Consider the following 22,870-nt stretch of genomic DNA (forward strand, 5'->3'; position numbering starts at 1 on the left):
CCCGATGAGCCAGGCGGCGCAGAATCTGAACTGGTTGATCACCAACTTCGTGGACAACACCCCCGGGGTGTCGCACACGGTGGTGGTCTCCGCTGACGGCCTGCTGCTGGCGATGTCCGAAGGTTTCCCGCGCGACCGCGCCGACCAACTGGCGGCCGTCGCCTCCGGTCTGACGTCGCTGACGGCGGGCGCCTCCCGGATCTTCGAGGGCGGCGCCGTGAATCAGACCGTTGTGGAGATGGAGCGAGGATTCCTCTTCATCATGTCCATCTCCGACGGATCATCTCTTGCCGTACTTTCGCATCCGGACGCCGATATCGGTCTGGTTGGGTATGAAATGGCACTTCTGGTGGATCGTACCGGCAGTGTTCTGACCCCGGATCTCCGTGCGGAGCTCCAGGGAAGTCTTCTTAACTAGTAGACAGACAGTGCGTTTCTCGCCATCGCGCCATAGGGTGCGGTGGCGCGGCCCCACTGGGATCGGCGACCGGCATTCGGAGGAGGAAACGTGGCAGCACCCACAGGCGGACACCCATATGAGGGTGGTCAGCGGGTTCCGGGTGAGCACGACGACAACCGTTTCAGCTTCCCCTCCGCTCCCAGCAGACAGGGCGCGCAGCAGCCTTATCAGCCACAGCAGCCCTACCAGCAGCCGCAGGGCGCTCAGGGCTCCGACTGGCCCCAGCAGGGCTCGTGGCCCCAGCAGCCCCAGCAGCCGTACGAACCGCCGCGGGCGCCCCGTATCCAGCCGGTGCAGCCGCGGCGGGCCGCGGCGCCCGCACCCGCGGCGCACAACCCGCTGGTCCGTCCGTACGCCATGACAGGTGGCCGGACCCGGCCGCGTTACCAGCTCGCCATCGAAGCACTGGTGAGCACCACGGCCGATCCGTCGCGGCTCCAGGGGCAGTTGCCCGAGCATCAGCGGATCTGCCGGCTCTGCGTGGAGATCAAGTCGGTGGCCGAGGTCTCGGCCCTTCTCTCGATCCCCCTCGGCGTTGCCCGGATTCTCGTCGCCGACCTGGCCGAGGCCGGACTCGTCGCTATCCATCAGCCCGGCGGCGACGAGGCCGCCGGCGGCCAACCAGACGTGACACTGCTCGAAAGGGTGCTCAGTGGACTTCGCAAGCTCTAGCGGCGGAGCGGCCCGCTCCACTACCTCGGCGAAGATCGTGGTGGCAGGGGGCTTCGGCGTGGGTAAGACCACGTTTGTCGGTGCCGTTTCGGAGATCAATCCGCTGCGCACCGAAGCCGTGATGACGTCCGCGTCCGCGGGCATCGACGACCTCACACACACCGGGGACAAGACCACCACCACGGTGGCCATGGACTTCGGCCGCATCACCCTGGACCAGGACCTGATCCTGTACCTCTTCGGCACCCCCGGACAGGACCGCTTCTGGTTCATGTGGGACGACCTCGTACGCGGCGCCATCGGCGCCGTCGTCCTCGTCGACACCCGCCGCCTCGCCGACTGCTTCCCCGCGGTCGACTACTTCGAGAACAGCGGACTCCCCTTCGTCATCGCCCTCAACGGCTTCGACGGACACCAGCCCTACACGCCGGACGAGGTGCGCGAGGCGCTCCAGATCGGCCCGGACACGCCGATCCTGACGACGGACGCCCGCCACCGCGCGGACGCCAAGAGCGCCCTCATCACGCTCGTCGAGCACGCGCTCATGGCCCGCCTGCGCTGACGGTCCCGGTACACGACGAAGGGCCCCGCACTCCGGAAGGAGTGCGGGGCCCTTCGCGCGGGCCTGTGCGGCGCGCCGGGTCGTTCTCAGCCCTGCCAGCTGTGCGGGGCGCGGAAGCCGGGCGTGCGCTCCAGCCGGCGCCATCCGGCGGTGTTGCGGCCCCGGTGGGCGGGCGCGGCGGGCTGGGACGCCGCGCGGGCGAGCAGGACGGCGGTGATGGCCGCCAGCTCCTCGGGGTCGGCGAGACCCCTCTCGACGCGCAGCACGGACTCGGCGGGAGTGGTGGTCATGGGTGTCTCCGTCTTCTCGGCAGGATGGCGCGGGCTTCGGCGGGGTCACCCGCGTCCGTCCGCGCTACTGCGGCGGGTTGCCGTGCTTACGGGACGGCAGGTCGGCGTGCTTGTTGCGGAGCATCGCGAGCGAGGCGATCAGCACTTCGCGCGTCTCGGCGGGGTCGATGACGTCGTCGACCAGGCCGCGCTCGGCGGCGTAGTACGGGTGCATGAGCTCGGCCTTGTACTCCTTGACCATGCGGGCCCGCATGGCTTCGGAATCCTCGGCCTCCGCGATCTGGCGGCGGAAGATGACGTTGGCCGCGCCCTCGGCGCCCATCACCGCGATCTCGTTGGTGGGCCAGGCATAGGTGAGGTCGGCTCCGATGGACTGGGAGTCCATGACGATGTACGCACCTCCGTATGCCTTGCGCAGGATCAGGCTGATCCTCGGCACGGTGGCGTTGCAGTACGCGTAGAGCAGCTTCGCGCCGTGCCGGATGATCCCACCGTGCTCCTGATCGACTCCCGGCAGGAAGCCGGGAACGTCCAACAGAGTGACGATCGGAATGTTGAACGCATCACACATCTGGACGAAACGAGCGGCCTTCTCGGACGCCTCGATGTCCAGGACGCCCGCCATGGCCAGCGGCTGGTTGGCGACGATGCCGACGACCTGACCGTCCAGCCGGGCGAGGGCGCAGATGATGTTGCGGGCCCAGCGCTCGTGGATCTCCAGGTAGTCGCCGTCGTCGACGAGCTCCTCGATGACCTTGTGCATGTCGTACGGGCGGTTGCCGTCGGCCGGGACCAGGTCGAGCAGGGTGTCGCCGCGCCGGTCGGCGGGGTCGTCGCTCGTGACCGTGGGCGGGTTCTCGCGGTTGTTGGAGGGCAGCATCCCGATCAGGTAGCGGACCTCGGCGATGCAGGTCTCCTCGTCGTCGTACGCGAAGTGCGCGACGCCCGAGGTCTCGGCGTGCACGTCCGCGCCGCCGAGTCCGTTCTGGGTGATCTCCTCGCCGGTGACCGCCTTGACGACGTCCGGTCCGGTGATGAACATCTGCGAGGTCTCGCGGACCATGAAGACGAAGTCGGTGAGGGCGGGGCTGTAGGCCGCGCCGCCCGCGCAGGGGCCGAGCATCACGCTGATCTGCGGGATGACACCGGACGCCCGGGTGTTGCGCTGGAAGATGCCGCCGTATCCGGCGAGCGCGGAGACGCCCTCCTGGATACGGGCGCCGGCGCCGTCGTTCAGGGACACCAGCGGAGCACCCGCCGAGATCGCCATGTCCATGATCTTGTGGATCTTCGTGGCGTGGGCCTCGCCCAGCGCCCCGCCGAAGATCCGGAAGTCGTGGGCGTACACGAAGACGGTGCGGCCCTCGACGGTGCCCCAGCCGGTGATGACGCCGTCCGTGTAGGGCTTCTTCGCCTCCAGGCCGAACCCGGTCGCCCGGTGCCGGCGCAGCTGCTCGACCTCCTTGAACGACCCCTCGTCGAGCAGCAGCGCGATGCGCTCGCGGGCGGTCAGCTTGCCCTTGGCGTGCTGCGCCTCGGTCGCGCGGTCACTCGGTCCCTGCCGCGCCTGCTCACGCAGGGCCAGCAGTTCGGCCACCCGGCCACGCGTGTCGCTCGGCTCGCTCGGGGTCACGTCCACAACGGTCATGTACTGACCCTACGAAGCCGACCGCACAAATCGTGCCGTCGACTCCGTACAGTCTCCTGCCCGGTTTCCTGGTGGGCCTCGACATAACCCGAACGCCGGACAGCCGATCCACCAGCTCACAGCGCTCCCGCTTTGTCAGGGGCCGACAAAGCGCGGGATGTGTCACCGGGCACAGCCGCTAGCGGACCTCGCACCGCAGGGTGCCCCCGGCGACGCCGGGCGAGACGCGCAGGACCAGGCTCCTGCCGGTGGCGCGGACCTCGATGCCGGGGCCCGCGGCGACCACTTCGCGAGCCGGCCGGTTCCAGACCAGGTCCACGGGGGCGCCGGTCCGGTCGGGACCGCTCACGCAGAGCGTGGTGGAGCGCCGGCCCGTCCTGACGAGCACGCTCGCCGGAGCCGAGACGGTGAGCGGGCCCGCCGTGCCCGCCTGCCAGAAGTTGGCCGCCGTCACGCCCAGCGAGCCGATCGCCACCGCCTGGACGGCGGAGGTGTTGGCGAGCACCCTCAGCCAGTCGCCGTCGGCCGCGCGGGCGGTGACGGTGCGCCGGGAGGCACCCGGCATCAGCAGGTAGGCGTACCGGGCGTCCACCGGATCGGTGCCGTGGTCCAGCCATAGGGTCTGGTAGCGGCGCGTGCGGCGCTCGGTGGTGCTGGTGGTGTTGATGTCGCTCCAGGAACCGGTGCGGTCCTCGCGCAGGGTGCGCAGGGCCGCCCCGCCGGGGAAGACCCAGCCGCCGTGCCCCACCAGATGGGCCCAGCGGGGGGCCGTGCGCTCCTCGGTGGTGAACACGTCCGTGCCCGCCTCGCCGAGCATGCGGTTGTCGACGACCGTCTCGGCGGGTACTCCGTCGGTGCTGGTGATGCCGGCGCCGAGACACACGACGGTGTCGGCGACGCAGAACCACGACTTGCGGGCTTCGAGGGTGGAGCCGAGCCCCTTGAGGTGCTGCCCCACGGCGGCGAACTCGCCGTCCGTGGCGCCGCCGACCCACTTCACCGCGGGCTTGGGCGCCCCCCACTCACCGCCCGCCCGGTCGGCGAGCCTCTTGGTGGACACGGTCGTTCCCGGCAGGCGGTAGAAGTCGACGGTCGGCCAGAACCAGTCGGTGTACTGGTCCCCACGCGTCTCGCCCGGCCACCAGTACAGCATTCCGGCGCCGGTGTGCCAGCCGCGCGGATTCTCTCCGTTGCCGCACTCGTAGTACGAGATCCGCTCCGAGGCCATGGAGATGGCGGCGGCCCAGCCGGGCCTCCGGTGCACGGCGCGGTCCATGGCGGCGAACAACTTGTGCGCCACAGGCTCGGGGGCGGCGGGCACGGGCGAGGCGGCGAGGGTGTGCAGCCGGGCCAGGTCGGCGACGTTGAACTGGGGCGCGGTGAGCAGAGGTGTCGTACGGTCCCGTTCGATCCACCCCTTAATCATCGCGGTCCAGCGCTGCCGCTCGGCCGCGGAGGCCCCGCCCGCGAGCAGCGGGATGGCGGCGATCAGGCCCTGTCCGTGGAAGTGGTCGCTGCGCATGACCTTGCGGTCGTCGCTCTTGAGGTAACCGCGGCTGATGGCACGCCCGTTGACGCTGTCCATCATCAGGCCGTCGTGGATCAGCGGCGCGTAGGCGTTCTCGACGGAGTCCAGGATGATCTGGCGGCCCGGGTCGGTGACGTCCCAGTCCGATCCGGCGAGGAGGGTGAACAGGCGGCCCAGCCCGTCGAGCATGACCTGGCCGTACGTACCGGAGTACGCGACCCAGGTGTGCTGGACGAACGAGCCGTCCGCGTAGAGGCCATCACCCTTCGTCACGTACGGGAAGACGGGTGAGAGGGCGTCCCGGGCGAGTGCGATCTTGGCCGGGCTGCGGCCGATGACGCCGCGCAGGGCGACGGAGCGGCAGAGGTCGACGCGGTTGGCGCCGGTGCTCGTGCCGGTGTAACTCGTGAGCATGACATCGGGGATGAAGTGGTCGACGGCGGCGCAGGCGGCCTGGCGCCGGGTGTCGGTGAGTTCGTCGTGGAGCCCGGCGTGGATGTCCATGAGGAGGCGCGGGCTGCCGATCTGCCACTCCCACCAGTTGCCGTAGCGGGTCGTCGAGGGGTTGTAGACCGTCGCGGAGAGATGGTCGAGGCCCCGCACGATGTCGGCGAGGAGGGTTTCGTCGGCGGTGAGGCCGGTGCCCGGCTGGAGGTACGCCTGGGTCATGGTCCACAGGCGGCTGTAGCTCTGGGTGATGCCGGACGGCGGGTCGAAGGTGTAGCCGGGCCACAGTGAGGTGGCGGCCGGGGCCATCGACGCCCGGAAGCCGGCGGCGAGCCTGCCGGTCTCCTGGAGGCGGGAGGCGAAGGGTTCGGCGGCCGGGTCGAAACCGGTGCCCAGCGAGAGCTCGGCCCAGCGGGCCCTGAGCGCGTCGTACGCGTCCGTGGTCGACGCGGCGCGTGCGGGGCCGGCCAAGGCGGCGCCGAGCGCGGTGGCGGAGGTGGTGGCGAGGAAGGCGCGGCGGGACCAGGCGGCAGGCAGGAGCGGCACGGGGGGGCCTCCCGGAGCGAGTGGTGTAGACCTGTTGTCCGCTGGTTTAGCACGCCATCCGAGACGCTTTCAATGGGCGCGCGAGCTTTGGTCGAAAGCGCTTTCTCCCCGTGCGTTCCCGGCTCCGGAGCAGGGAACGCCACAGCACGGGCGCGGGAGCCGTGTCCCACGCCCGTGCCTCTGTACGGGTCAGCTACCGCAGTGGAAGCGGGCGCTGCCCCAGTCGGCGTGGTCGTTGCCGTTGCCGTCGCCGCCGTCGCCGACGACCAGGTCGACGTACTTCGCGCCGGTGACGTCGGCCGTGAGCGTCCACGCGGTGTCGGCCGCGCGCAGGACGGGCGACTTCACCTTCTCCGTGCCGTCGGCCGTGACGGAGAACTGCACGGTGCCGCGGGTGGTCTGCGCGTCGTCCACGCCTACCTCCGCGGTGAAGGAGGCGCACCTTCCACCCAGGTAGTAGCGGACCTTCGCCGGGGCGTGGGTGCCGATGCCCCTGGCGTAGGTGACGCCGCCGATCCTGAGCGGGGTGCCGTCGGCGGTCCCTGTCTCGCCGTTGGAGAGATCGCGCTCGACGGGTCCCCAGCCGTTCTCGGAGGCCGTCCAGTCCAGGTCACTGGCCCAGCTGTCCGTGGTGGGCGGCGGCGGCAGGGTCCGTACGGAGGTCTGCGCACCGAGCTTCCGGCTCGCGCCGCCGACCGTGTAGGACGCCTGCGAACTCACGGTGTACGTGCGGTACTCGGCGTCGACCGGCGGGGTGACCTGCCAGCTTCCGGTGACCTCGGCGCCCGGGGCGACCGAGTCGAAGGTGACGGCGCCCGCCGGCTCCGCCCGCCAGCCCTCGGGCAGGGTCAGGCCCACCTCGACGCCCGTCGCCGCCGTCGCTTCGTAGTTGGTGAACGTGGCGGTGACCGTGTTGGCGGTGCCGGGTTCCAGCGTCTCGGCCCGCGCCGCCACGGTGAGCGTGCCGCAGGCGGCCCGCTCGCCGGCGGGGGCCGGCCCGAGGTCGGTCACGGTGAAGCCGTCGAGCACGAAGTCGGCGCCGTCCGGGGCGTCACCCCGCTTGCGCAGTCCGGTCCAGGTGTCTCCGCAGCCCGCCGTCACGGTCTCGCTGAAGTGGCCCGTGGTGCGCTGCTGCCCGATGGGGGTGGTCCGGGTCTCGACGGAGCCGGGGTCGCCGCTCGCGTCGATCCGGTCGTAGCCGCCGACCCACTCGTAGGCCCCGGCGTGGCTGGACTGGTAGTCGTACTCGACCCTGTAGCGGCGGCCGTCGGTCATCGGAACGGTCCAGGGAGCGGTCCGGTAGACGAGACCGGTGTTCTCCTCGTGGGCCTTGAGGGACTCCTTGCCGCCCAGGACGTCATCGACGAGCTTGCCGTTCCAGCCGGCCTGGGTGTACGGGGCGTGGAGCTGGGAGATGCTGGTGCGGGGGTCGGTGGAGCCGCCCGCGTCGCCCTTGAGGAAGGGGCCCCAGCCCTGGTCGACGTCCTCGAAGTCCTCGTACACGACCGTATCGGCACGGGTGGCCGGGGCGTTGGCGACGAGCCGCACGTCATCGGCCCGTACCGTCGTCGCGCTGCCCTTCGCCGCCTCGATCCGGAGTGTGGTGCGCCCGCTCTCCGGGGCGGTGAAGTTCACCTTGGCCCGCTGGAAGTAGCTGCCGTGCCAGTCGGAGGCGGCCACCTGGTCCCGGGCGGTGGAGCGGTTCACTGCGACGGACTTCCCGCCGGCCGAGAGGGTGGTGAGCCGGGTGCCGCCCGGTTCGACCTCGATCAGCGCCGAGGCCGTGTAGCGCCTGCCGGGCTCCAGGCCGTCGATGCTCTGCGAGAGCGCCGCCGTGCCGGTGCCGGAGAGCTTCGCGCTGTTGCGGCCCTGGCTGTCCGTGTGCCGGGCGGCCGTGCCGGTCTTCGACCAGCTGCCGAGGCCCCTGGCGTTGAAGCCCGGGTCGCCGACCGGACCGCCCTCGCCCCACCGCGGGGACGCGGCCTGCGGCGCCTGGTCCGGATAGAGGACGTACGGCTGCCCGGCCGTGGCCTTCAGCGTGATCCTCCCGTTCACCGGGCGGACGGTGGCGATCTTCTCCCGGCCGTTGTCGGTGAGCTTGTAGACGGTGTACGCGCCCGTCGAGGGCACCGCCCAACTGCTCGTGCCGCCGGACTTGTTGTAGTGGTACAGCTTCTTGCCGCCGTCCCACGGCAGCAGGTAGTCCGTACCGCTGAGGACCTTGCGGCCGTCCGCGTAGAACGTCCGCTCGCCGTTCTCGACCGTGCCCCGGACGCCGCCGGTGAACGTGATGTCACCGGCCGCCTTGTCCCAGCGGGTGATCTTCTGGTGCTGGAGGTACTTGGCGGGCAGGTTCTTCTGCCAGATGTTGTCGTAGAAGGAGTTCCAGTCGGTCTCGCCCGTCCAGCCCTCGAACTCCTCGATCGCCGTCTGGCCGAGGACCGGATCGTTGTTCCAGACGTCCTTCTCGCCGTTGCGGATGAACCGGATGATCTGCGAGTTGAGGCCCTTGTTGGTGGCGCCGCCGTAGCTCAGGTCGTTGGCCCAGTGGGACCAGAGCGAGGAGCGCTCGAACTTGTCGGCCCATTCGGTGCCGACGTTCCAGCCCTGCTTCCGCACGGCCTGCATGGTCTTGTCGGCGATCCAGCCGTGCGAGTAGTACACGTCGATGTAGAGCAGGCTGAGATTGCTGTCGGTCTCGTCGCGCAACTGCTGGAAACGCCGGGCCAGATCGCCGCTGTTGATGTCGCGGCGCTGGTCGATGTAGTAGCTCTGGTTGAGCCAGTTCCAGCCGGGCCTGGTCTTGTCGACGAGCTGCTCGTCGAACGCGTTCGCCTCGGGGTAGGACTCGGTGGCGTTGACGTGGACGCCGAACGCGGCTCCCCACTTCCTGCCCTGCTTGAGCAGCGTGTTGAGGTCCTTCAGCCCGCCGGCGCGCTTGTTGTAGTTGCCGCCGTAGTCCGGATGCGCCGAGTCGTGCCCCTCGGAGCCGTACCCCTTGAGGATGGCCATCTGACCGAGTCCGTCGGTCGCCATCGAGATCCGCTTGACGTCGTCGAGCGTGCGGAGGAAGGGGTGGGTGGCCTGGCTGGCGAAGTTGAACGGGATGTGGGTGATGACCCGGTTCGCGGTCTGGTCGCCGCCGGGTGCGGTGACGCCGATGGAGCGGAAGGCGACGGCGCCGTCCTGCCAGTCGACGGTCCTGTCACCGTTGGCGTCGGGAGTGACGACGACCTTCGCCCAGGGCAGGTCCGCGCCGCTCTCGGGCTCGGGCGCGCCGGCCCCCCGGTAGGTCCACTGCCCGGACCGGACGCCGACCCGGACGCTGCCGTCCGCCGCCTTGCGCGCCTGGTGCCAGAAGCGCGCGTCGTCGCCGCCGGTGGCCCCGGACGGCTTGTCGTACGAGGAGTTGGACTCGACGGCCGCGGCGAGGGTCCCCGTGTTGACGAGGGCGTAGGAGGCGCCCACGGGTGCGGTGTCGGCGGCGGTCTCCGCGGTGACCTTCGCGAAGACGTCGGCGGTCTTCGTGGAGTCGGGGTCGAGGCGGGTGAAGGCGGTCGCGGCCCCGGTGTCCGTGGAAGCCACGGAGACCAGGTCGTGGCCGGGTATGTCGATGGTGCCGACGCGGAAGGTCTCGGTGTCGCGTACGGCGGTCACCTTGAAGGTGGTGGCGCGCCCGGACACCTCGATGGCGGCGTCGATCTCGACGCCCGGCAGATCCGGGAAGGCGAGCGTGTAGCGGGCGGCCGTGGCGGTGACCTCGAGAGCCGCCTTGAGCCGCACCGTGCGGGCGGCTCCGTTGAGGGTGATCTCGGTGACCGGCCGGGTGCTGCCGGCCAGCTGCCCGCCGCCGGCCCGGTCGGTGTACGACAGGACGCGCGGGAAGTCGTCGGCGACGGCGACCGACAGCTGCGCCGATCCGATGACGGTGGAGCCGGTGGCGTCGGCCGCGTCCGCGGCGGCGGGGAGGGGTGCGGCGGCTACGGCGGGGAGGGTGGTCCCCACGAGCGCCAGGACGGCTGCTGAGGCGGCGGCGACGGCGCCCGCCGAAGTGAATCTTCGCGACATGTGGCCTGAGTAGTCCCCGTGTCCGGACACCGTCAACGGCGTACGGCCCGGACGGACTTACCAGTCCAACAACCGCCGCGCGTTAGTCCAAGTCGCGTGGGAGCGGGGCGGGGCGCAGCCGCGTTCGGTTCCTGTTCACCACACGCAGGCGGTTGGGGACCGCCAGTCACCAAATGCCGTTTCCGGGCGATGAGTTGTGAAGACGTCCGGCTTTTGAGAGCGCTCTCAGTCATAACTCTTGACGCTCCACCGGAGCATCGTGAAAGTGGTGCGCACCGCAGACGCCCCCACCGCGTCAACTCCCCGGACCGCCCTGTCCGTCTGCGGCCCCCCACACCTCGGGAGTACCTCGTGATCTCACGCAGACTGTTCCTGTCAGGCGCCGCCGCCTCCGCGACCGCGCTCACCTGTCCTCTCTGGGGCAGCGGCCTGAGCCCGCGCGCCTCCGCCGCGCCGGCCACGTGCGAACTGGCCCTGGAGAACCGCTCGCTGCCGGGCGCGGTGAACGCGTACGTCACCGGCCACGAGCAGGGAACCGGCCGCTGGGTACTGCTGCGCGCCGACGGCGGCGTCTACCGCCCCGACTCCCCCGGCGCTCCGCAGACCCCGCTGCCGGTCGACTGCGCCATCCCGCTGAAGGGGGCGGGCGCCGGACCGGTGGTCCTGACGCTGCCCCAGATGTACGGGGCGCGGATCTACTTCGTACGCGACGACAAGCTGGACTTCTACCTCAACCCGGGGCCGTCGCTGGTCGAGCCGGCCTTCGCGACACCCACCGACCCGAACCACGGGCGGACCTGGTCGTTCTGCGAGTTCACGTTCAACCCGCAGCAGCTGTACGCGAACATCAGCTATGTCGACCTGGTGACCGCGCTGCCGATCGGCCTGAACCTCCAGGGCGACAGCACGCACACCGTCGCCCCCCTCCCGGACGGCGCCGTACAGCGGATCGCCGACGACCTCACGGCGCAGGCCGCATCCGACGGACAGCCCTGGGACGAGCTGATCACGAGAGGGCCGGACGGCAAGGTCCTGCGGGTCGTCTCGCCGCAGAACCTGATGGCGCCGTTCTTCGACCGGCCGGACCAGATGCCGTTCCGGGACCTGTTCACGGCGCAGATCGACGAGGTCTGGGGCAGGTACCGCTCGACCGGCCTCCGGATCGACCTCCAGGGCGGCCGTGGCACGCTGACCGGACGGGTCAGCGGTGACACGCTGACGTTCGAGGGCGGCCACACCTTCGCCCGGCCCACGTCGAAGGACATCTTCACCTGCAACCACGGGCCGTTCACGAACAACCCGGGCGACTCCGACGACAAGAAGGCACTGCTGGCCAGGATCGCGGCGGGCTTCAACCGTTCGATCATGCTCAGCCACCCGCAGCAGCCGAACGGCACCACGGTGGCGGACTACTACAAGGGCGCGGTGACCAACCACTGGTCACGGGTCGTCCACGAGAACTCGCCGATCGGCTACGCCTTCCCGTACGACGACGTACGCCCGGACGGTGAGCCGGACGTGTCCGGAGCCGCGCACGACGGCAACCCGGGGCGCTTCACGGTGAGCGTCGGCTCCTGACCCCCGACGCGCGCAGGAGTGCCCCCGTCCCGCCGGACGGGGGCACTCCTGCGTACGGCTCAGCAGCCGCCGCAGTTGTAGTACGTCACGTCCCAGTGGTTGCCCTCGTCCGCGTAGATGTTGCCGGAGCCGGACCGGTACTGGGGAGCGCCGTCGCCCCGGACACCGATGTAGGTGAAGACGCCATGGACGTAGTTGTTGAGGCAGGTGGACTTGGAGAAGTCGAGCTTGTAGCCGTTCCAGTGCGAGTACGTGCCGCCGGCGTGCCCGGTCTCCGTGCCGCCGGTGATGTTCAGCGCGCAGCCCGTCGCGCTCTTCAGGGTCTGGGCGCCCTGGGCGCTGGCCAGATTGAGCTGGTCGAACGAGGTGCAGGTGGAGATGTTCCGGTTGGAACAGCCGCCGGACGACGACCAGGTGATGTTGGAGGAGCGGAACATCGAGGTCGCGGTGGAGTGACTGATCTTGGTGACGGCGAAGGCGTCGGTCGCGCCTGTGACGACACCGACGCCGGGGGCGAACAAGGCGCCGAGCACAAGGGCGAGGGCGGTCAGGACGGAGCGGAGCTTCGGGCGATACGACACGGGGGATTCCTCCTGCTCATGACAATCAGAGTGAGGCAAGTCGCGCTGGATGGGCAGGGAGATAGTGCCCGAGTTCTACGCGCGTCCGCCAGAGGGTGAGTCCTCCCCCATCCGGCGGAAGGGCTACTTCCGGACCGGCCTGGACCCTTGATGTTGAACTTTGAACTAGATTGGTCTACAGTCAATCTCGTTGAAGGTTAAACGACCTTTGGACAGCCGCTCGATCACGTCCCCCGAGGAGGAGCCATGGCTCTGTTCAACCGCAAGAACACCAACGCCGCGTCCACCACCGCCACGCTCGCGGTGGACCCCGCACTGGCCGCCCTGACCGGCGACTACGTGATCGACCCGGCCCACAGCAGCATCGGTTTCACGGTGCGCCACGCCATGGTCACCAACGTGCGCGGCTCCTTCGGTGAGCACGAGGGCAGCCTGCGGCTTGACGGCGCCGCCCCCGCGAACTCCGCCGCCTCGATCGACGTCAAGATCGCCAGCATCGACACCGGCATCGCCGACCGCGACGGCCACCTGGTCAGCGGCGACTTCTTCGACGCCGAGAAGTTCCCGGTCATGTCCTTCCGGTCCACGAGCGCCGAGCAGCTCGGTGGCGACACGTACCGCGTCACCGGCGACCTCACCATCAAGGACGTCACGCGTCCGCTCGCCATCGACCTGGAGTTCAACGGCTCCGCCACCGACGTCTACGGCAACGAGCGCGTGGGCTTCGAGGGCAGCGCGGACATCCTGCGCTCCGACTGGGGCCTGACCTGGAACGCGGCACTGGAGACCGGCGGTGTGATGGTCAGCGACAAGGTCAGGCTGAACTTCGACATCTCCGCGATCAAGGCCGCCCCGCAGGGCTGATCCTCCGGGGCCACCCCCGCACGGACCGAGCGCGCCCGCCTTCGCTCCCCCACCGGGGAGGAAGGCGGGCGCTCGGCGTGTGCGGCCGTTCGCCTCACCGCCGGTGCGCGGCCACCGCACTGCGGGTGTCCTCGGCGGTCAGGTCCGCGTTGATCGCCGCCGCGGCCTTCAGCCCCGCGCTCGCGGCGCCGATGACCTGCTCCAGCGGGTTGGCGACGTTTCCGGCCACCCAGACGCCGGGAACGTCCGTCGCGCCGGCCGGATCGGCGGCGATGTAGGTGCCGACGACGTATCCGGCCATGTCCAGCTCGGTCGCCGCGAGCCCCAGGGTCCGCAGCACCTCGGAACGTGCGGTGAACCGGGTCTGCACGACCACCGCCTCCCGGGCGATCACCCGTCCGCCGGCGAGCCGCACCCCGGTGAGCCGGTCACCGGTCACATCCAGCCCGGCCACCTCCCCGTCCACCACGGCGATGCCCCGGGCGGCGAGCTGCTCGTACTCCTCGTCGGTCGGTTCCGGTCCTGTGTGCCGGAAGAGCGTGACGTCCTCGCTCCACTGCCGCCACATCAGCGCTTGGTGCGCGGCCATGGGGCTGACGCCCAGGATGCCGATCGGGCGGTCCCTGACCTCCCAGCCGTGGCAGTACGGACAGTGCAGCACCTCGCGGCCCCACCGCTCGGCCAGTCCTGGCACCGGGGGCAGCTCGTCGACCAGGCCGGTGGTCACCAGCAGCCGGCGGGCCACCACGGCGGTCCCGTCCTCGCGTACGACGCGGAAGCCCTCCCCTTCGGCGAGCTTCTCGGCGGACACCACGGTTCCCTCGGTGATCTCGGCGCCGTACCCGGCCGCCTCCCCGCGCCCGACGGCCAGGAGCTCCGAGGGGGCGGTGCCCTCGCGGCCCAGGTAGTTGTGCACGTGGGTCGCGGGCGCGTTGCGCGGCAGGCCCGCGTCGATCACCAGCACCGAACGCCTCGCCCTGGACAGGGCCACCGCTCCGCTCAGGCCGGCCGCTCCGCCGCCCACCACCACCACGTCGTACCGCTGCTCGTTGTCGTCCATACGAAACACCTCCATGGCGGAGATGGTGCGCCGGGCCTGGCGACTACGACAAGTTTGATTGCCGTAACGGCAAAAGAGCGGTCTGGCCGGATCTAGCCCCTGTCGCCGGCCGCCGGGCCGACGGCCTGCTCCGACCAGATGACCTTGCCCGTGGGGGTGTACCTGGTGCCCCAGCGTTCGGCGAACTGGGCGACGAGGAACAGGCCGCGGCCGCCCTCGTCGGTCGTCGCCGCGTAGCGCAGGTGCGGCGAGGTGCTGCTGGTGTCGGAGACCTCGCAGACCAGGCTGCGGTCGTACAGCAGCCGCACCCCGATCGGTCCGGAGCCGTAGCGGATGGCGTTGGTGACCAGCTCGCTCAGGATGAGCTCGGTGACGAACGCCTCCTCGTCCAGCCCCCGCTCCCCGAGCCAGCGGGCCACTCCCCTGCGGACTCCGGCGACCGCCGACGGCTCGGGAGCCACGTCCCATTGGGCGACCCGGCCCGGGTCGAGCCGCCGGGCACGGGCCACCAGGAGAGCCACGTCGTCGGTGGGGCGGGCGGGCAGCAGGGCGCCGATCACATCGTCGCAGGTCTCCTCCGGCGTCCGGTCGGCGTCCGCGAGGGCGGCGCGCAGCATGTCGAGGCCGATGTCGAAGTCCCGGTCGCGGCGTTCCACGAGGCCGTCGGTGTACAGGACCAGGCGGCTGCCCTCGGGCACGGTGAACTCGGCCGACTCGAAGGGCATGCCGCCGATGCCGAGCGGCGGGCCCGCGGGCGTCTCGGGGAACTCCACCGTCCCGTCGGGCAGGACCAGCGCGGGGCCGGGGTGACCGGCCCTGGCCATGCAGCACTTCCCGGAGACCCCGTCGTAGATCGCGTACAGACAGGTCGCCCCGGCGATCCCCACGTCCGAGCCGTCGTCGGTACCGTCCTGGTCCATCCGGGCGACGAGTTCGTCGAGGTGGCCGAGGAGTTCATCGGGCGGCAGGTCCAGCGTCGAGAAGTTGTGGACCGTGGTGCGCAGCCGCCCCATCGTGGCCGCCGCGTGCAGTCCCTGACCGACGACGTCACCGACGACCAGGGCGACCCGGGCGCCGGACAGCGGGATCACGTCGAACCAGTCGCCGCCCACTCCCGCCTGGGCCGGCAGATAGCGGTGGGCCACGTCGAGGGCGTTCTGGTCGGGCACCCGCCTCGGCAGCAGGCTGCGCTGGAGCGTGACGGCCATCTCGTGCTCACGGGTGTAGCGGCGGGCGTTGTCGATGCTGACCGCCGCCCGCGCCACCAGTTCCTCGGCGAAGGAGAGGTCTTCCTCATCGAAGGGGTCCGGGTTCCCGGCGCGCCAGAAGTTGGCCATGCCGAGGATGACACCGCGCGCGTGCAGCGGTACGGAGATGAGGGAGTGGATGCCGTACTCCAGGACCTTCGCTCCGCGCTCGGGGTCCCGCTGCCGCCAGCGCCGCGCCGCCGAGAGATCGGCTTCCATCCAGGTGTGGCCCCTGCTCGTCCCCATGGCTTCGGCGCTGGTGGGCATGAAGCCGACCACCCGGCCGAGCGGGTAGAGGGGGTGGCCGGCATCGGCGCCCGCGATGGCGGTGCGCCGCATCTCCAGTACGTCACCCGTGGGCGGCGGCGGCTCCTCGCCGTGCAGGACCGCGTCGGCCAGGTCGACCGAGGCGAAGTCGGCGAATCCCGGCGTCGCCACTTCCGTCAGCTCCTCGGCCGTCCTGGTGACGTCGAGGGTGGTGCCGATCCGCTCCCCGGCCTCGTACAGGAGCAGCAGACGTTCCCTTACCTGCTCCGCCGTGCCGGTGACCGCGCGCAGCTCGGTGGTGTCCCGCAGGGTGGCGACGGTGCTGGGAGGGCCGCCGTGCGGGTCCGTGGGGCGGAGGTTGATGGCCAGCAGCCGGTTTCCGGCCCGCCGCACCACGTCCGTGACGCGCCGCCCCGAGGCCAGGAGTTCGGCGGTTCCGGCGTCCAGGCCCAGAGCGGTCACGGCCCGCCCCTCGGCGTCCGCGGGGAGATCGAGGAGCCTGCGGGCCTCGTCGTTGGCGAGCAGCATCCGGCCGTCGGCCCCGACGATGAGCACCCCTTCGCGCACCGCGTGCAGCACCGCGTCGTGGTGCTCGTACATCCGGGTCATGCCGGCCGGTCCGAGTCCGTGGGTCTGACGGCTCAGGCGCCTGCTGACCAGTGCGGCGCCACCCGCGGCGAGGACGAGCGCCACGCCCGCCGCACCGACACTGAACGGGATGCTCCGGTCCGCCACGCTCTCCACCGAGTCCACCGTGATGCCCACGGACACGAGCCCGGCGACCGAACCGTCCGGCCTGGGGACGGGCACCACCGAGTTGACCGCGAGTCCGCGGGCCCCCTCGAAGGTCCGGGTGAACGGTTCGCCGGCGAGAGCCTTGCGGTGGGGGTCGCCGATGCGCTTCCCGATCAGCCCGGGATCCGGATGTGTGAGCCGGACGGCCCGGTGGTCGGAGACGACCACGTAGTCGACGTCGGCCTTCTCCCGCACCTGCTCGGCGAGCGGCTGGAGCACGGCGGTCGGGTGTGCGCCGTCGATCGCCGCCACGATGCCCGGCCCGTGGGCGAAGGTCTCGGCGACGCCCATGGTGTGGAGGCGGGCCTCCTGCATGGTGTCGCGACGCCCCTGGACGACGAGAGCGACGGCCGCGGCGGAGACGAGCAGCACCACGAGCCCCAGCATGAGGCAGAACACCTGGCCGGCCACCGTGTGCACGCTGAACAGGGCGCGCGCGCCCCCGGCCGCGGGCCGGTTCGCCCCGCCGTTGCCGGGCCGCGCCCGTCCGGCATGACCCAGGCCCCCGTCGCCGTGCCGATGCGGCCGCCGGGCGGGGCGACGGAACCACGCCCGGAATCGACCGGAACCCCACATACGATCAGGTTTAGCACGGATCGCACCTTCTCGAACGGTGCGGCCGCCCTGCTAGAACCCGCCCCCGTCGAATCCTCCGCCGCCTCCGAAACCCCCGCCGTCACCGAAGCCGCCGAAGTCCGACGAGCTGAAGTCGGAGCCCGAGACGTCGCCGCCGCCCCACTCGCCGCCGGATCCGGAGCCGAAGTCCCCGCCGCCGTACTCACCGGCGTACGCGGGGGACGCCAGCATCGAGCCGAGCATCGTGCCCACCAGCAGGCCGGGCAGCAGTCCGCCGCCGAAGTAGCCGCCGGCCCAGGGGCCGTACGCCGGTCCGGCCTCCCAGTACGGGCGGCGGCGGCCGTCCCCGACGTCGACGGTGCGGCTCATCGGGTCCTCGCCCTCACGGACCCGGATCTCGTCGGCCCCGCAGACCGGGACCTCACGGGCGGCGCCGCCGGACGGCGTCCACAGGACGTCGGCGACCGAGGGGCCGTGGCGGGGGTCGAAGAAGCAGGGCGGGCGACGGGCGGGCAGTGCCGCGCCTGCCCTGCGGGCCTCCAGGACGGCGAGGGAGAAGCGGCCGTCCTCCAGGGCCTGGGTGACGCCGCGCACCTCGGAGGGGTGCCGGGCGCGCTCCATCCTCGTCTTGGCGCTCTCGTAGGAGTCGAGTGCGCGCTCGTAGTCGGCGCGCATGGTGTCGTCGGCGCCCGGTTCGGCGGGGTGGAAGTCGAGCCGCTCCAGGGTTTCGCCGTACGCGGTGATGTCCTCGTCGACGACGACCCGGAGCTTGTCGAGGGCGGCCCACTCCTCCTCTTCCTTGCGGCGCCGGTTGCGCCGGACGATGGTGTACGCGCCCGCGCCGCCCGCGACGGCCACCGCGCCGAGCACGATCAGGCCGGTGGCGGCGGTCCCCCCGGCGTCGTCCGCGGCCCCGCCCGACCAGGAGGCGGGCGCGTTGCCCCGGGCCTGTTCGACGGCCCGGTCGACGAAGGCGTTGAGCTGCGTCGCCGCGTCCGCGCCGGCGTCCTGCGTCTTCACGGAGGCGACCAGATTGTCGACGGCGCGCACCGGCATCACGCCGCGGTCGGCGCCGGCGTCGAATCCGTCGCCGAGACGGACCGCGTAGAGACCGGTGATCCCGGTGTCATTGCGCAGGTTGGCGAGGAGCCCCTCTTCGGGGAACTCCGAGGACTGCGGCAGGACGGCGACGAACACCGGTTTGTCGGCGTCCTTGATCTTCCGCTCCAGGGCGTCCGCCTGGGAGGAGGAGAGCTGGCCGGCCGCTGCCGGATCGACGTACACCGGGCCCTGGCGCAGGGCGCGGGCGGCGTCGTCGATCGTGGCGGGGGCGGACGGCGCAGCGGGTGACATCGCCAGCACGGCCGCCGAGAGTATCAGCAGCAGGCAGGCCCACAAGGGCGCGAACAGCCTCTTCCGCATACTCCGAAAGTAACCCAGGTGGGCGACAAATGCGCCGCCCACCCGGGTCCTTTTTGTGCGGTTACGCGTTTACGCGGCGCGGTAGGCCGCGCGGAGCTTCGCCACCGCCCCCGTGAGGTCGCCGGAGAGCAGCAGGTGGTCGGCGTCGGCGAACGGCTTGGACATCGCCGCGGTCACCTCACCCTCGGTCCTCTCCTGCACCAGCAGCCTCGCCTGATCCACGATCGCCTTGCCCTGCGGGGTCCTCCCGAGGCCGGCCTTCTCCGCGACGTGCGCGGCGACGGCGAGGGCGGAGAGGGTGAGCTCGCCTCCCGTCGGCGCCTTCCTGAGCGTGGTCAGACCCCAGCCGTAGGGGAACTGCGGGTCGTAGGCCGCGTCGCCGACGTTGATCGGCAGCTGCGCCTCGGACTTCGGCCAGGTCACCGGGAGCTGTCCGGTGAAGGCCCGCTTGCCGTAGAGGACGTCGGCCACGCCGTCGCCCTCGGTGCCGGGCAGCCAGGAGGCCACGAGGGCGTCGATGGAGCCGAGCCTGTCGCCGATGAGCTGCGGGCGTCCGGAGACGACCAGGACGGCGCACTCCATGGCGGCGCAGACCGTGTCCACGGCTGCCCGGTCGGCGGCCGTGAGCTCCAGGTCGTGGCCGTTGCCGACGTCGCCGATGCCCTCGGCGTACGGGGTCTCGCCGACGATCACGACTCCGACGTCATGGCCGTCCGTGGGGGCGGAGGCGTCCTTGGAGTAGGTGACGGAGGCCGGGTCGTCGGCCGCCTTCCTCATGCCTTCCAGGATCGTCGTACCGGTGGTGATCCTGCCGGACGCGCCTTGCCAGCTGACGGTCCAGCCGCCGGCCTGGTTGCCGAGGTCGTCGGCGTTCGAACCGGCGACGTACACCTTCCGGGACGGCTCGATCGGGAGGACCGCGCCGTCGTTCTTGAGCAGGACCTGGGACTTGGCCGCCGCCTCGCGGGCCACGGCACGGTGTCCGGCCGAGCCGACCTCGTCCAGGTTGGCGGGGTCCGCGTACGGCTTCTCGAACAGCCCGAGACGGAACTTCTGCGTCAGGACGCGGGAGACCGCGTCGTCGATCCGGGCCTGGCTGATCCGGCCCGCGGCGACCTCGTCCTTGAGCGTCCTCGTGAAGTCCTGGTACGCGGTCGGGACCATGATCATGTCGAGTCCGGCGTTGACCGACGTACGGACGTCACTGGCGTAGTCGCCGGGGATCTGGTCGATGGCCTGCCAGTCACTGATGACGAAGCCCTTGAAGCCCATCCGGTCCTTGAGCACGCCGTTGATCATCTCGGCGTGCGCGTGCATCTTCACCGGGCCCGCGTCGTCGCCGATGATGTCGAGCGAGGAGTAGGACGGCATGACCGTGCCGACACCCCGCTCGACGGCCTCGGCGAACGGGGCGAGGTGCACCGCTTCGAGCTCCTCGCGGGTGACCTTCGTGATGCCCTGGTCGATCGTGTACGCGCCCGTGGTGGACGAGCCGAACTCCGTGCCGCCGTCGCCGACGAAGTGCTTGGCACTGGCCAGCACCTTGTCGTCGCGGGCCAGGTCCTTGCCGGACGGACTGCCCTGCATGCCCTTGATGACCGTCTCCATGGCTTCCACCAGGGCCGGGTCCTCGCCGTACGCCTCGTAGGAACGGCCCCAGCGCTCGTCGCGGGTCACACAGACGCAGGGGGCGAAGTCCCAGGGGATGCCCGTGGCGCGGACCTCGCTCGCGGTGACCGCACCGGTCTTCTCGGCGAGCTTCGGGTCGCGGCCCGCGCCGATGCCGATGTTGTGCGGCATGATCGTCGAACCGATCACGTTGTTGTGGCCGTGCACCGCGTCCACGCCGTAGATCAGCGGGATCTGGAAGCGCGTCGCCTGGGCGCGCAGCTGGTAGGCGTCGACCATCTTCGCCCAGGCCGCTGCCGTGTTCGGGGTGGGTACGGAGCCACCGCCGGAGAGCAGCGAGCCGAGGTCGTACGCGGCGATGTCGCCCTGCGACTTCAGCGCGTTCCGCTCGGCCTGGGTCATCTGGCCGGCCTTCTCGGCGGGCGACATCCGCGACACCAGGTCGGCGACGCGCTTCTTCACCGGGAGCTTCGCGTCCTGGTACGGGAGTCCGTGGGCGTCGATGACGACCTGCGGGTTCTCCTTGGGCGGCTTGGCTCCGGTGACGGTGAGTTCGACCGGGACCGTCTCCGCCGGCTCCGCGTCCCCGTCCTTAGCGGTGGCCACGGTGACCGTGTGCGAGGTGCCGGACGCGGTGCCCGCGGGGAAGGTGTGGGTGCCGGTGACCGGTGTGTAGTCGGCGCCGGACGCGGCGCTGCCGCCCTTGGTCGTGTACGCGACGGTGACGGGCTCCTCGATGGGGAGGGAGCCGGTGGTGGCGACGGAGATCTCGATGCCGGCCGAGGCACCCTCCTTCACCGGGTGCACGGCCGAGTCGACGACGACGCTCGACTTCAGTGCCGGGTCGGGCTTCCCGTACAGCTCGACGCCGTCCATGGCGAAGGCACCGGGGGCTCCGGTCGGCAGCGTGAGGGCGTAGCCCCACATCTCGTCGAGGCCGAGGACCTGGTCGATGCCGCCGACGGGCTGGTAGTCGGTCCGGTAGACGAAGTCCGCGAACGGGATCTCGATCTGGTGCCAGCCCTCCCAGTCGTCGGTGAAGGAGGTCGTCCACAGCTCGGACGCGCCGCCGTTGGCGCCGCCGTCCTTGATCTCGAAGTTGATCCGTTTGCCCGAACCGGGCGGCAGCGGCGCGGTGTTCTGTCCGTACCACCAGAAGCGGACGCCCTTGTGGGTGGTCCAGTTCTTCGGCGGCTGGTCCACGGCGAACTCGTGGCTGAGCCCGCCCCAGGCGCTGATGTCGTAGGTGCCCTGCAGGACCTTGGCGCCCTCGGGGGCGTCGGCCCGCTCCTTGAGCTCCAGCTTCGGATGGTCGTCGGCGTCGCCGCCCCAGGTGAAGAGGGAGTCCGCGGGCGGATTGCCGAGCGGGACCTCGCCCTCGAACCGGTCGACGAGGACCGGTGCGGGGTCGTCGCCTTCGGCTGCCGCGCTGGGGACGGCTCCGGCCAGGAGTCCGGCGAGGACCGTGACAGCGGCGAGCGCGGCCGTGGCCGGTCTTGCCCTGTGGCGGGCGCGGGTGTGCGGGGTGCGTGGCATTGCGGCTCCAGTGGGGACTGCGGGGTCCGGGGAAGGGTCCGGAGGGAAGAGTCGGACAGGAGAGGCCGGGGTGGTTCCGGGGGAAGAGGCGGACCGGCCGTGGCGGCCCGGCCCGTTACGGCGCCGAGTGACGCACCACCAGTTCGGTGGGCAGCACCACCGGTTCGTCCGGTACCGCGGCGCCGCCGAGGTGCGAGAGCAGCATCCGCGCCGCCGTTTCACCCATCTCCCGGGTGGGCTGGCGCACGGTGGTCAGTGGCGGTTCGGTGTGCTCGGCGAGCGGTATGTCGTCGAAGCCGACCACCGCCACGTCGTCAGGAACCCGGCGGCCGGCCGCGCGCAGGGCCCTCAGCACGCCCACCGCGCTGATGTCGTTGTGGGCGAAGACCGAGTCGAACTCCGCGCCGGATGCGAGGAATTGCTCCATGGCGAGCCGGCCGCCGTGTTCGGTGAAATCTCCCCGCACGACGAGATCGGTGGGCAGGACCGAGCGGAATCCCCGCATCCGGTCGCGTACGCAGCCGAAGGTCTGCGGGCCCGTCACGACCAGCGGACCGGTGCGTCCCGAGTCACGCAGGTGGCGGGCCGCCGAGGCGCCTCCTTCGTGGTTGGTGGTCACGACGGAGGGGAATTCGGGATGGTGGCCGCGGTCGTCGATGAGCACGATGGGCAGGCCCGCCCGGTGCAGCGCGGTGAGATGGCCGAGGGTGTTCTCCGGTTCGACGACGACGAGTCCGTCGAAGGCGCGTGCCGACACCTGTCCGGTGAAACGCCGCACGGACTCGGCACCCCGGTTGCAGGTGAAGAGCAGCAGTCCGTAGTCGGCGGCCTCGACCGTGTCGACGACTCCCTGAAGGAGTTCACCCATCCACGGCCAGGTCAGCGAGGGCACCAGCATCCCGACCGTACGGCTGCTGCCGCGGGCCAGTCCGACGGCACCCGAGCTGGGCACATAGCCGAGGCGTGCGATCACTTCCCGAACACGGTCGGCCGTGCAACCGTCCACGTCGGCCTTGGCGTTGACGACCCGGGACACCGTTGTCTTGCTCACGCCGGCCGCGCGGGCGACATCGGCGATGGTGACACGCATCAAG

15 protein-coding genes are annotated in these 22,870 nt (G+C 71.0%); 5 read left to right on the top strand and 10 right to left on the bottom strand.

All coding sequences use genetic code 11. The features are described 5' to 3' along the window. The first annotated feature begins 4 nt into the window (after nucleotides 1-4). The 3 genes from ACFWSK_RS07125 (at nucleotide 5) to ACFWSK_RS07135 (ending at nucleotide 1,694) form a co-directional block, all read left to right on the top strand. Nucleotides 5-418 carry a roadblock/LC7 domain-containing protein gene (locus ACFWSK_RS07125; protein WP_185302589.1) on the top strand — a complete coding sequence of 138 codons (414 nt, stop codon included), beginning with the start codon at nucleotides 5-7 and terminating at the stop codon, nucleotides 416-418. 90 nt (nucleotides 419-508) lie between these two features. Further along, nucleotides 509-1,132 carry a DUF742 domain-containing protein gene (locus ACFWSK_RS07130; RefSeq protein WP_383782851.1) on the top strand — a complete coding sequence of 208 codons (624 nt, stop codon included), beginning with the start codon at nucleotides 509-511 and terminating at the stop codon, nucleotides 1,130-1,132. After that, the gene (locus tag ACFWSK_RS07135) at nucleotides 1,113-1,694 is read left to right on the top strand and encodes an ATP/GTP-binding protein (RefSeq protein WP_014048542.1); all 582 of its coding nucleotides are present in this window, start codon (nucleotides 1,113-1,115) and stop codon (nucleotides 1,692-1,694) included. Before ACFWSK_RS07130 ends, ACFWSK_RS07135 begins: the two co-directional genes overlap by 20 nt. An 86-nt stretch (nucleotides 1,695-1,780) precedes the next feature. Here the strand turns inward: ACFWSK_RS07135 and ACFWSK_RS07140 are convergent, their stop codons facing one another. From ACFWSK_RS07140 to ACFWSK_RS07155, 4 genes are all read right to left on the bottom strand, one after another. After that, complete coding sequence (locus ACFWSK_RS07140; protein ID WP_383782852.1) at nucleotides 1,781-1,984, bottom strand: acyl-CoA carboxylase subunit epsilon; 204 nt, start codon at nucleotides 1,982-1,984, stop codon at nucleotides 1,781-1,783. A gap of 64 nt (nucleotides 1,985-2,048) precedes the next feature. Beyond that, entirely contained in the window at nucleotides 2,049-3,632 is a 1,584-nt protein-coding gene (locus ACFWSK_RS07145; protein ID WP_383782853.1) for an acyl-CoA carboxylase subunit beta, read from the bottom strand. Nucleotides 3,633-3,810: 178 nt separating this feature from the next. Further along, entirely contained in the window at nucleotides 3,811-6,153 is a 2,343-nt protein-coding gene (locus ACFWSK_RS07150; RefSeq protein ID WP_383782854.1) for a polysaccharide lyase 8 family protein, read from the bottom strand. 189 nt (nucleotides 6,154-6,342) lie between these two features. Continuing rightward, nucleotides 6,343-10,221 carry an endo-alpha-N-acetylgalactosaminidase family protein gene (locus tag ACFWSK_RS07155; RefSeq protein WP_383782855.1) on the bottom strand — a complete coding sequence of 1,293 codons (3,879 nt, stop codon included), beginning with the start codon at nucleotides 10,219-10,221 and terminating at the stop codon, nucleotides 6,343-6,345. A gap of 351 nt (nucleotides 10,222-10,572) precedes the next feature. Between ACFWSK_RS07155 and ACFWSK_RS07160 the strand changes: the two genes are divergently transcribed. After that, nucleotides 10,573-11,799 (top strand): glycoside hydrolase family 64 protein, encoded by a 1,227-nt coding sequence (locus ACFWSK_RS07160; protein WP_383782856.1) that lies wholly within the window; start codon nucleotides 10,573-10,575, stop codon nucleotides 11,797-11,799. A gap of 59 nt (nucleotides 11,800-11,858) precedes the next feature. On the opposite strand, the gene ACFWSK_RS07165 is transcribed toward ACFWSK_RS07160, so the two are convergent. Further along, nucleotides 11,859-12,380, bottom strand: coding sequence for a hypothetical protein (locus tag ACFWSK_RS07165; protein WP_383782857.1), 522 nt, complete (start codon nucleotides 12,378-12,380; stop codon nucleotides 11,859-11,861). Nucleotides 12,381-12,626: 246 nt separating this feature from the next. On the opposite strand from ACFWSK_RS07165, the gene ACFWSK_RS07170 reads away from it, so the two are divergent. Beyond that, complete coding sequence (locus ACFWSK_RS07170; RefSeq protein WP_383782858.1) at nucleotides 12,627-13,244, top strand: YceI family protein; 618 nt, start codon at nucleotides 12,627-12,629, stop codon at nucleotides 13,242-13,244. Nucleotides 13,245-13,338: 94 nt separating this feature from the next. Here ACFWSK_RS07170 and ACFWSK_RS07175 read toward each other — a convergent pair whose 3' ends face one another. The 5 genes from ACFWSK_RS07175 to ACFWSK_RS07195 all read right to left on the bottom strand — a co-directional run bounded on the left by ACFWSK_RS07175 (nucleotide 13,339) and on the right by ACFWSK_RS07195 (nucleotide 22,866). After that, nucleotides 13,339-14,319 (bottom strand): NAD(P)/FAD-dependent oxidoreductase, encoded by a 981-nt coding sequence (locus ACFWSK_RS07175; protein WP_383782859.1) that lies wholly within the window; start codon nucleotides 14,317-14,319, stop codon nucleotides 13,339-13,341. 77 nt (nucleotides 14,320-14,396) lie between these two features. Then, nucleotides 14,397-17,000 (bottom strand): SpoIIE family protein phosphatase, encoded by a 2,604-nt coding sequence (locus ACFWSK_RS07180; protein WP_383782934.1) that lies wholly within the window; start codon nucleotides 16,998-17,000, stop codon nucleotides 14,397-14,399. A gap of 240 nt (nucleotides 17,001-17,240) precedes the next feature. Further along, complete coding sequence (locus tag ACFWSK_RS07185) at nucleotides 17,241-18,611, bottom strand: hypothetical protein (protein WP_383782860.1); 1,371 nt, start codon at nucleotides 18,609-18,611, stop codon at nucleotides 17,241-17,243. A gap of 69 nt (nucleotides 18,612-18,680) precedes the next feature. Further along, nucleotides 18,681-21,776, bottom strand: coding sequence for a glycoside hydrolase family 3 N-terminal domain-containing protein (locus tag ACFWSK_RS07190; protein ID WP_383782861.1), 3,096 nt, complete (start codon nucleotides 21,774-21,776; stop codon nucleotides 18,681-18,683). A 115-nt stretch (nucleotides 21,777-21,891) separates the two neighbouring features. Next, a complete protein-coding gene (locus tag ACFWSK_RS07195; RefSeq protein ID WP_383782862.1) occupies nucleotides 21,892-22,866 on the bottom strand; it encodes a LacI family DNA-binding transcriptional regulator in 975 nt (324 codons plus the stop codon). Between the last annotated feature and the right edge of the window lie 4 nt (nucleotides 22,867-22,870).

The organism is Streptomyces sp. NPDC058620 (assembly GCF_042717135.1).
GTDB lineage: Bacteria > Actinomycetota > Actinomycetes > Streptomycetales > Streptomycetaceae > Streptomyces.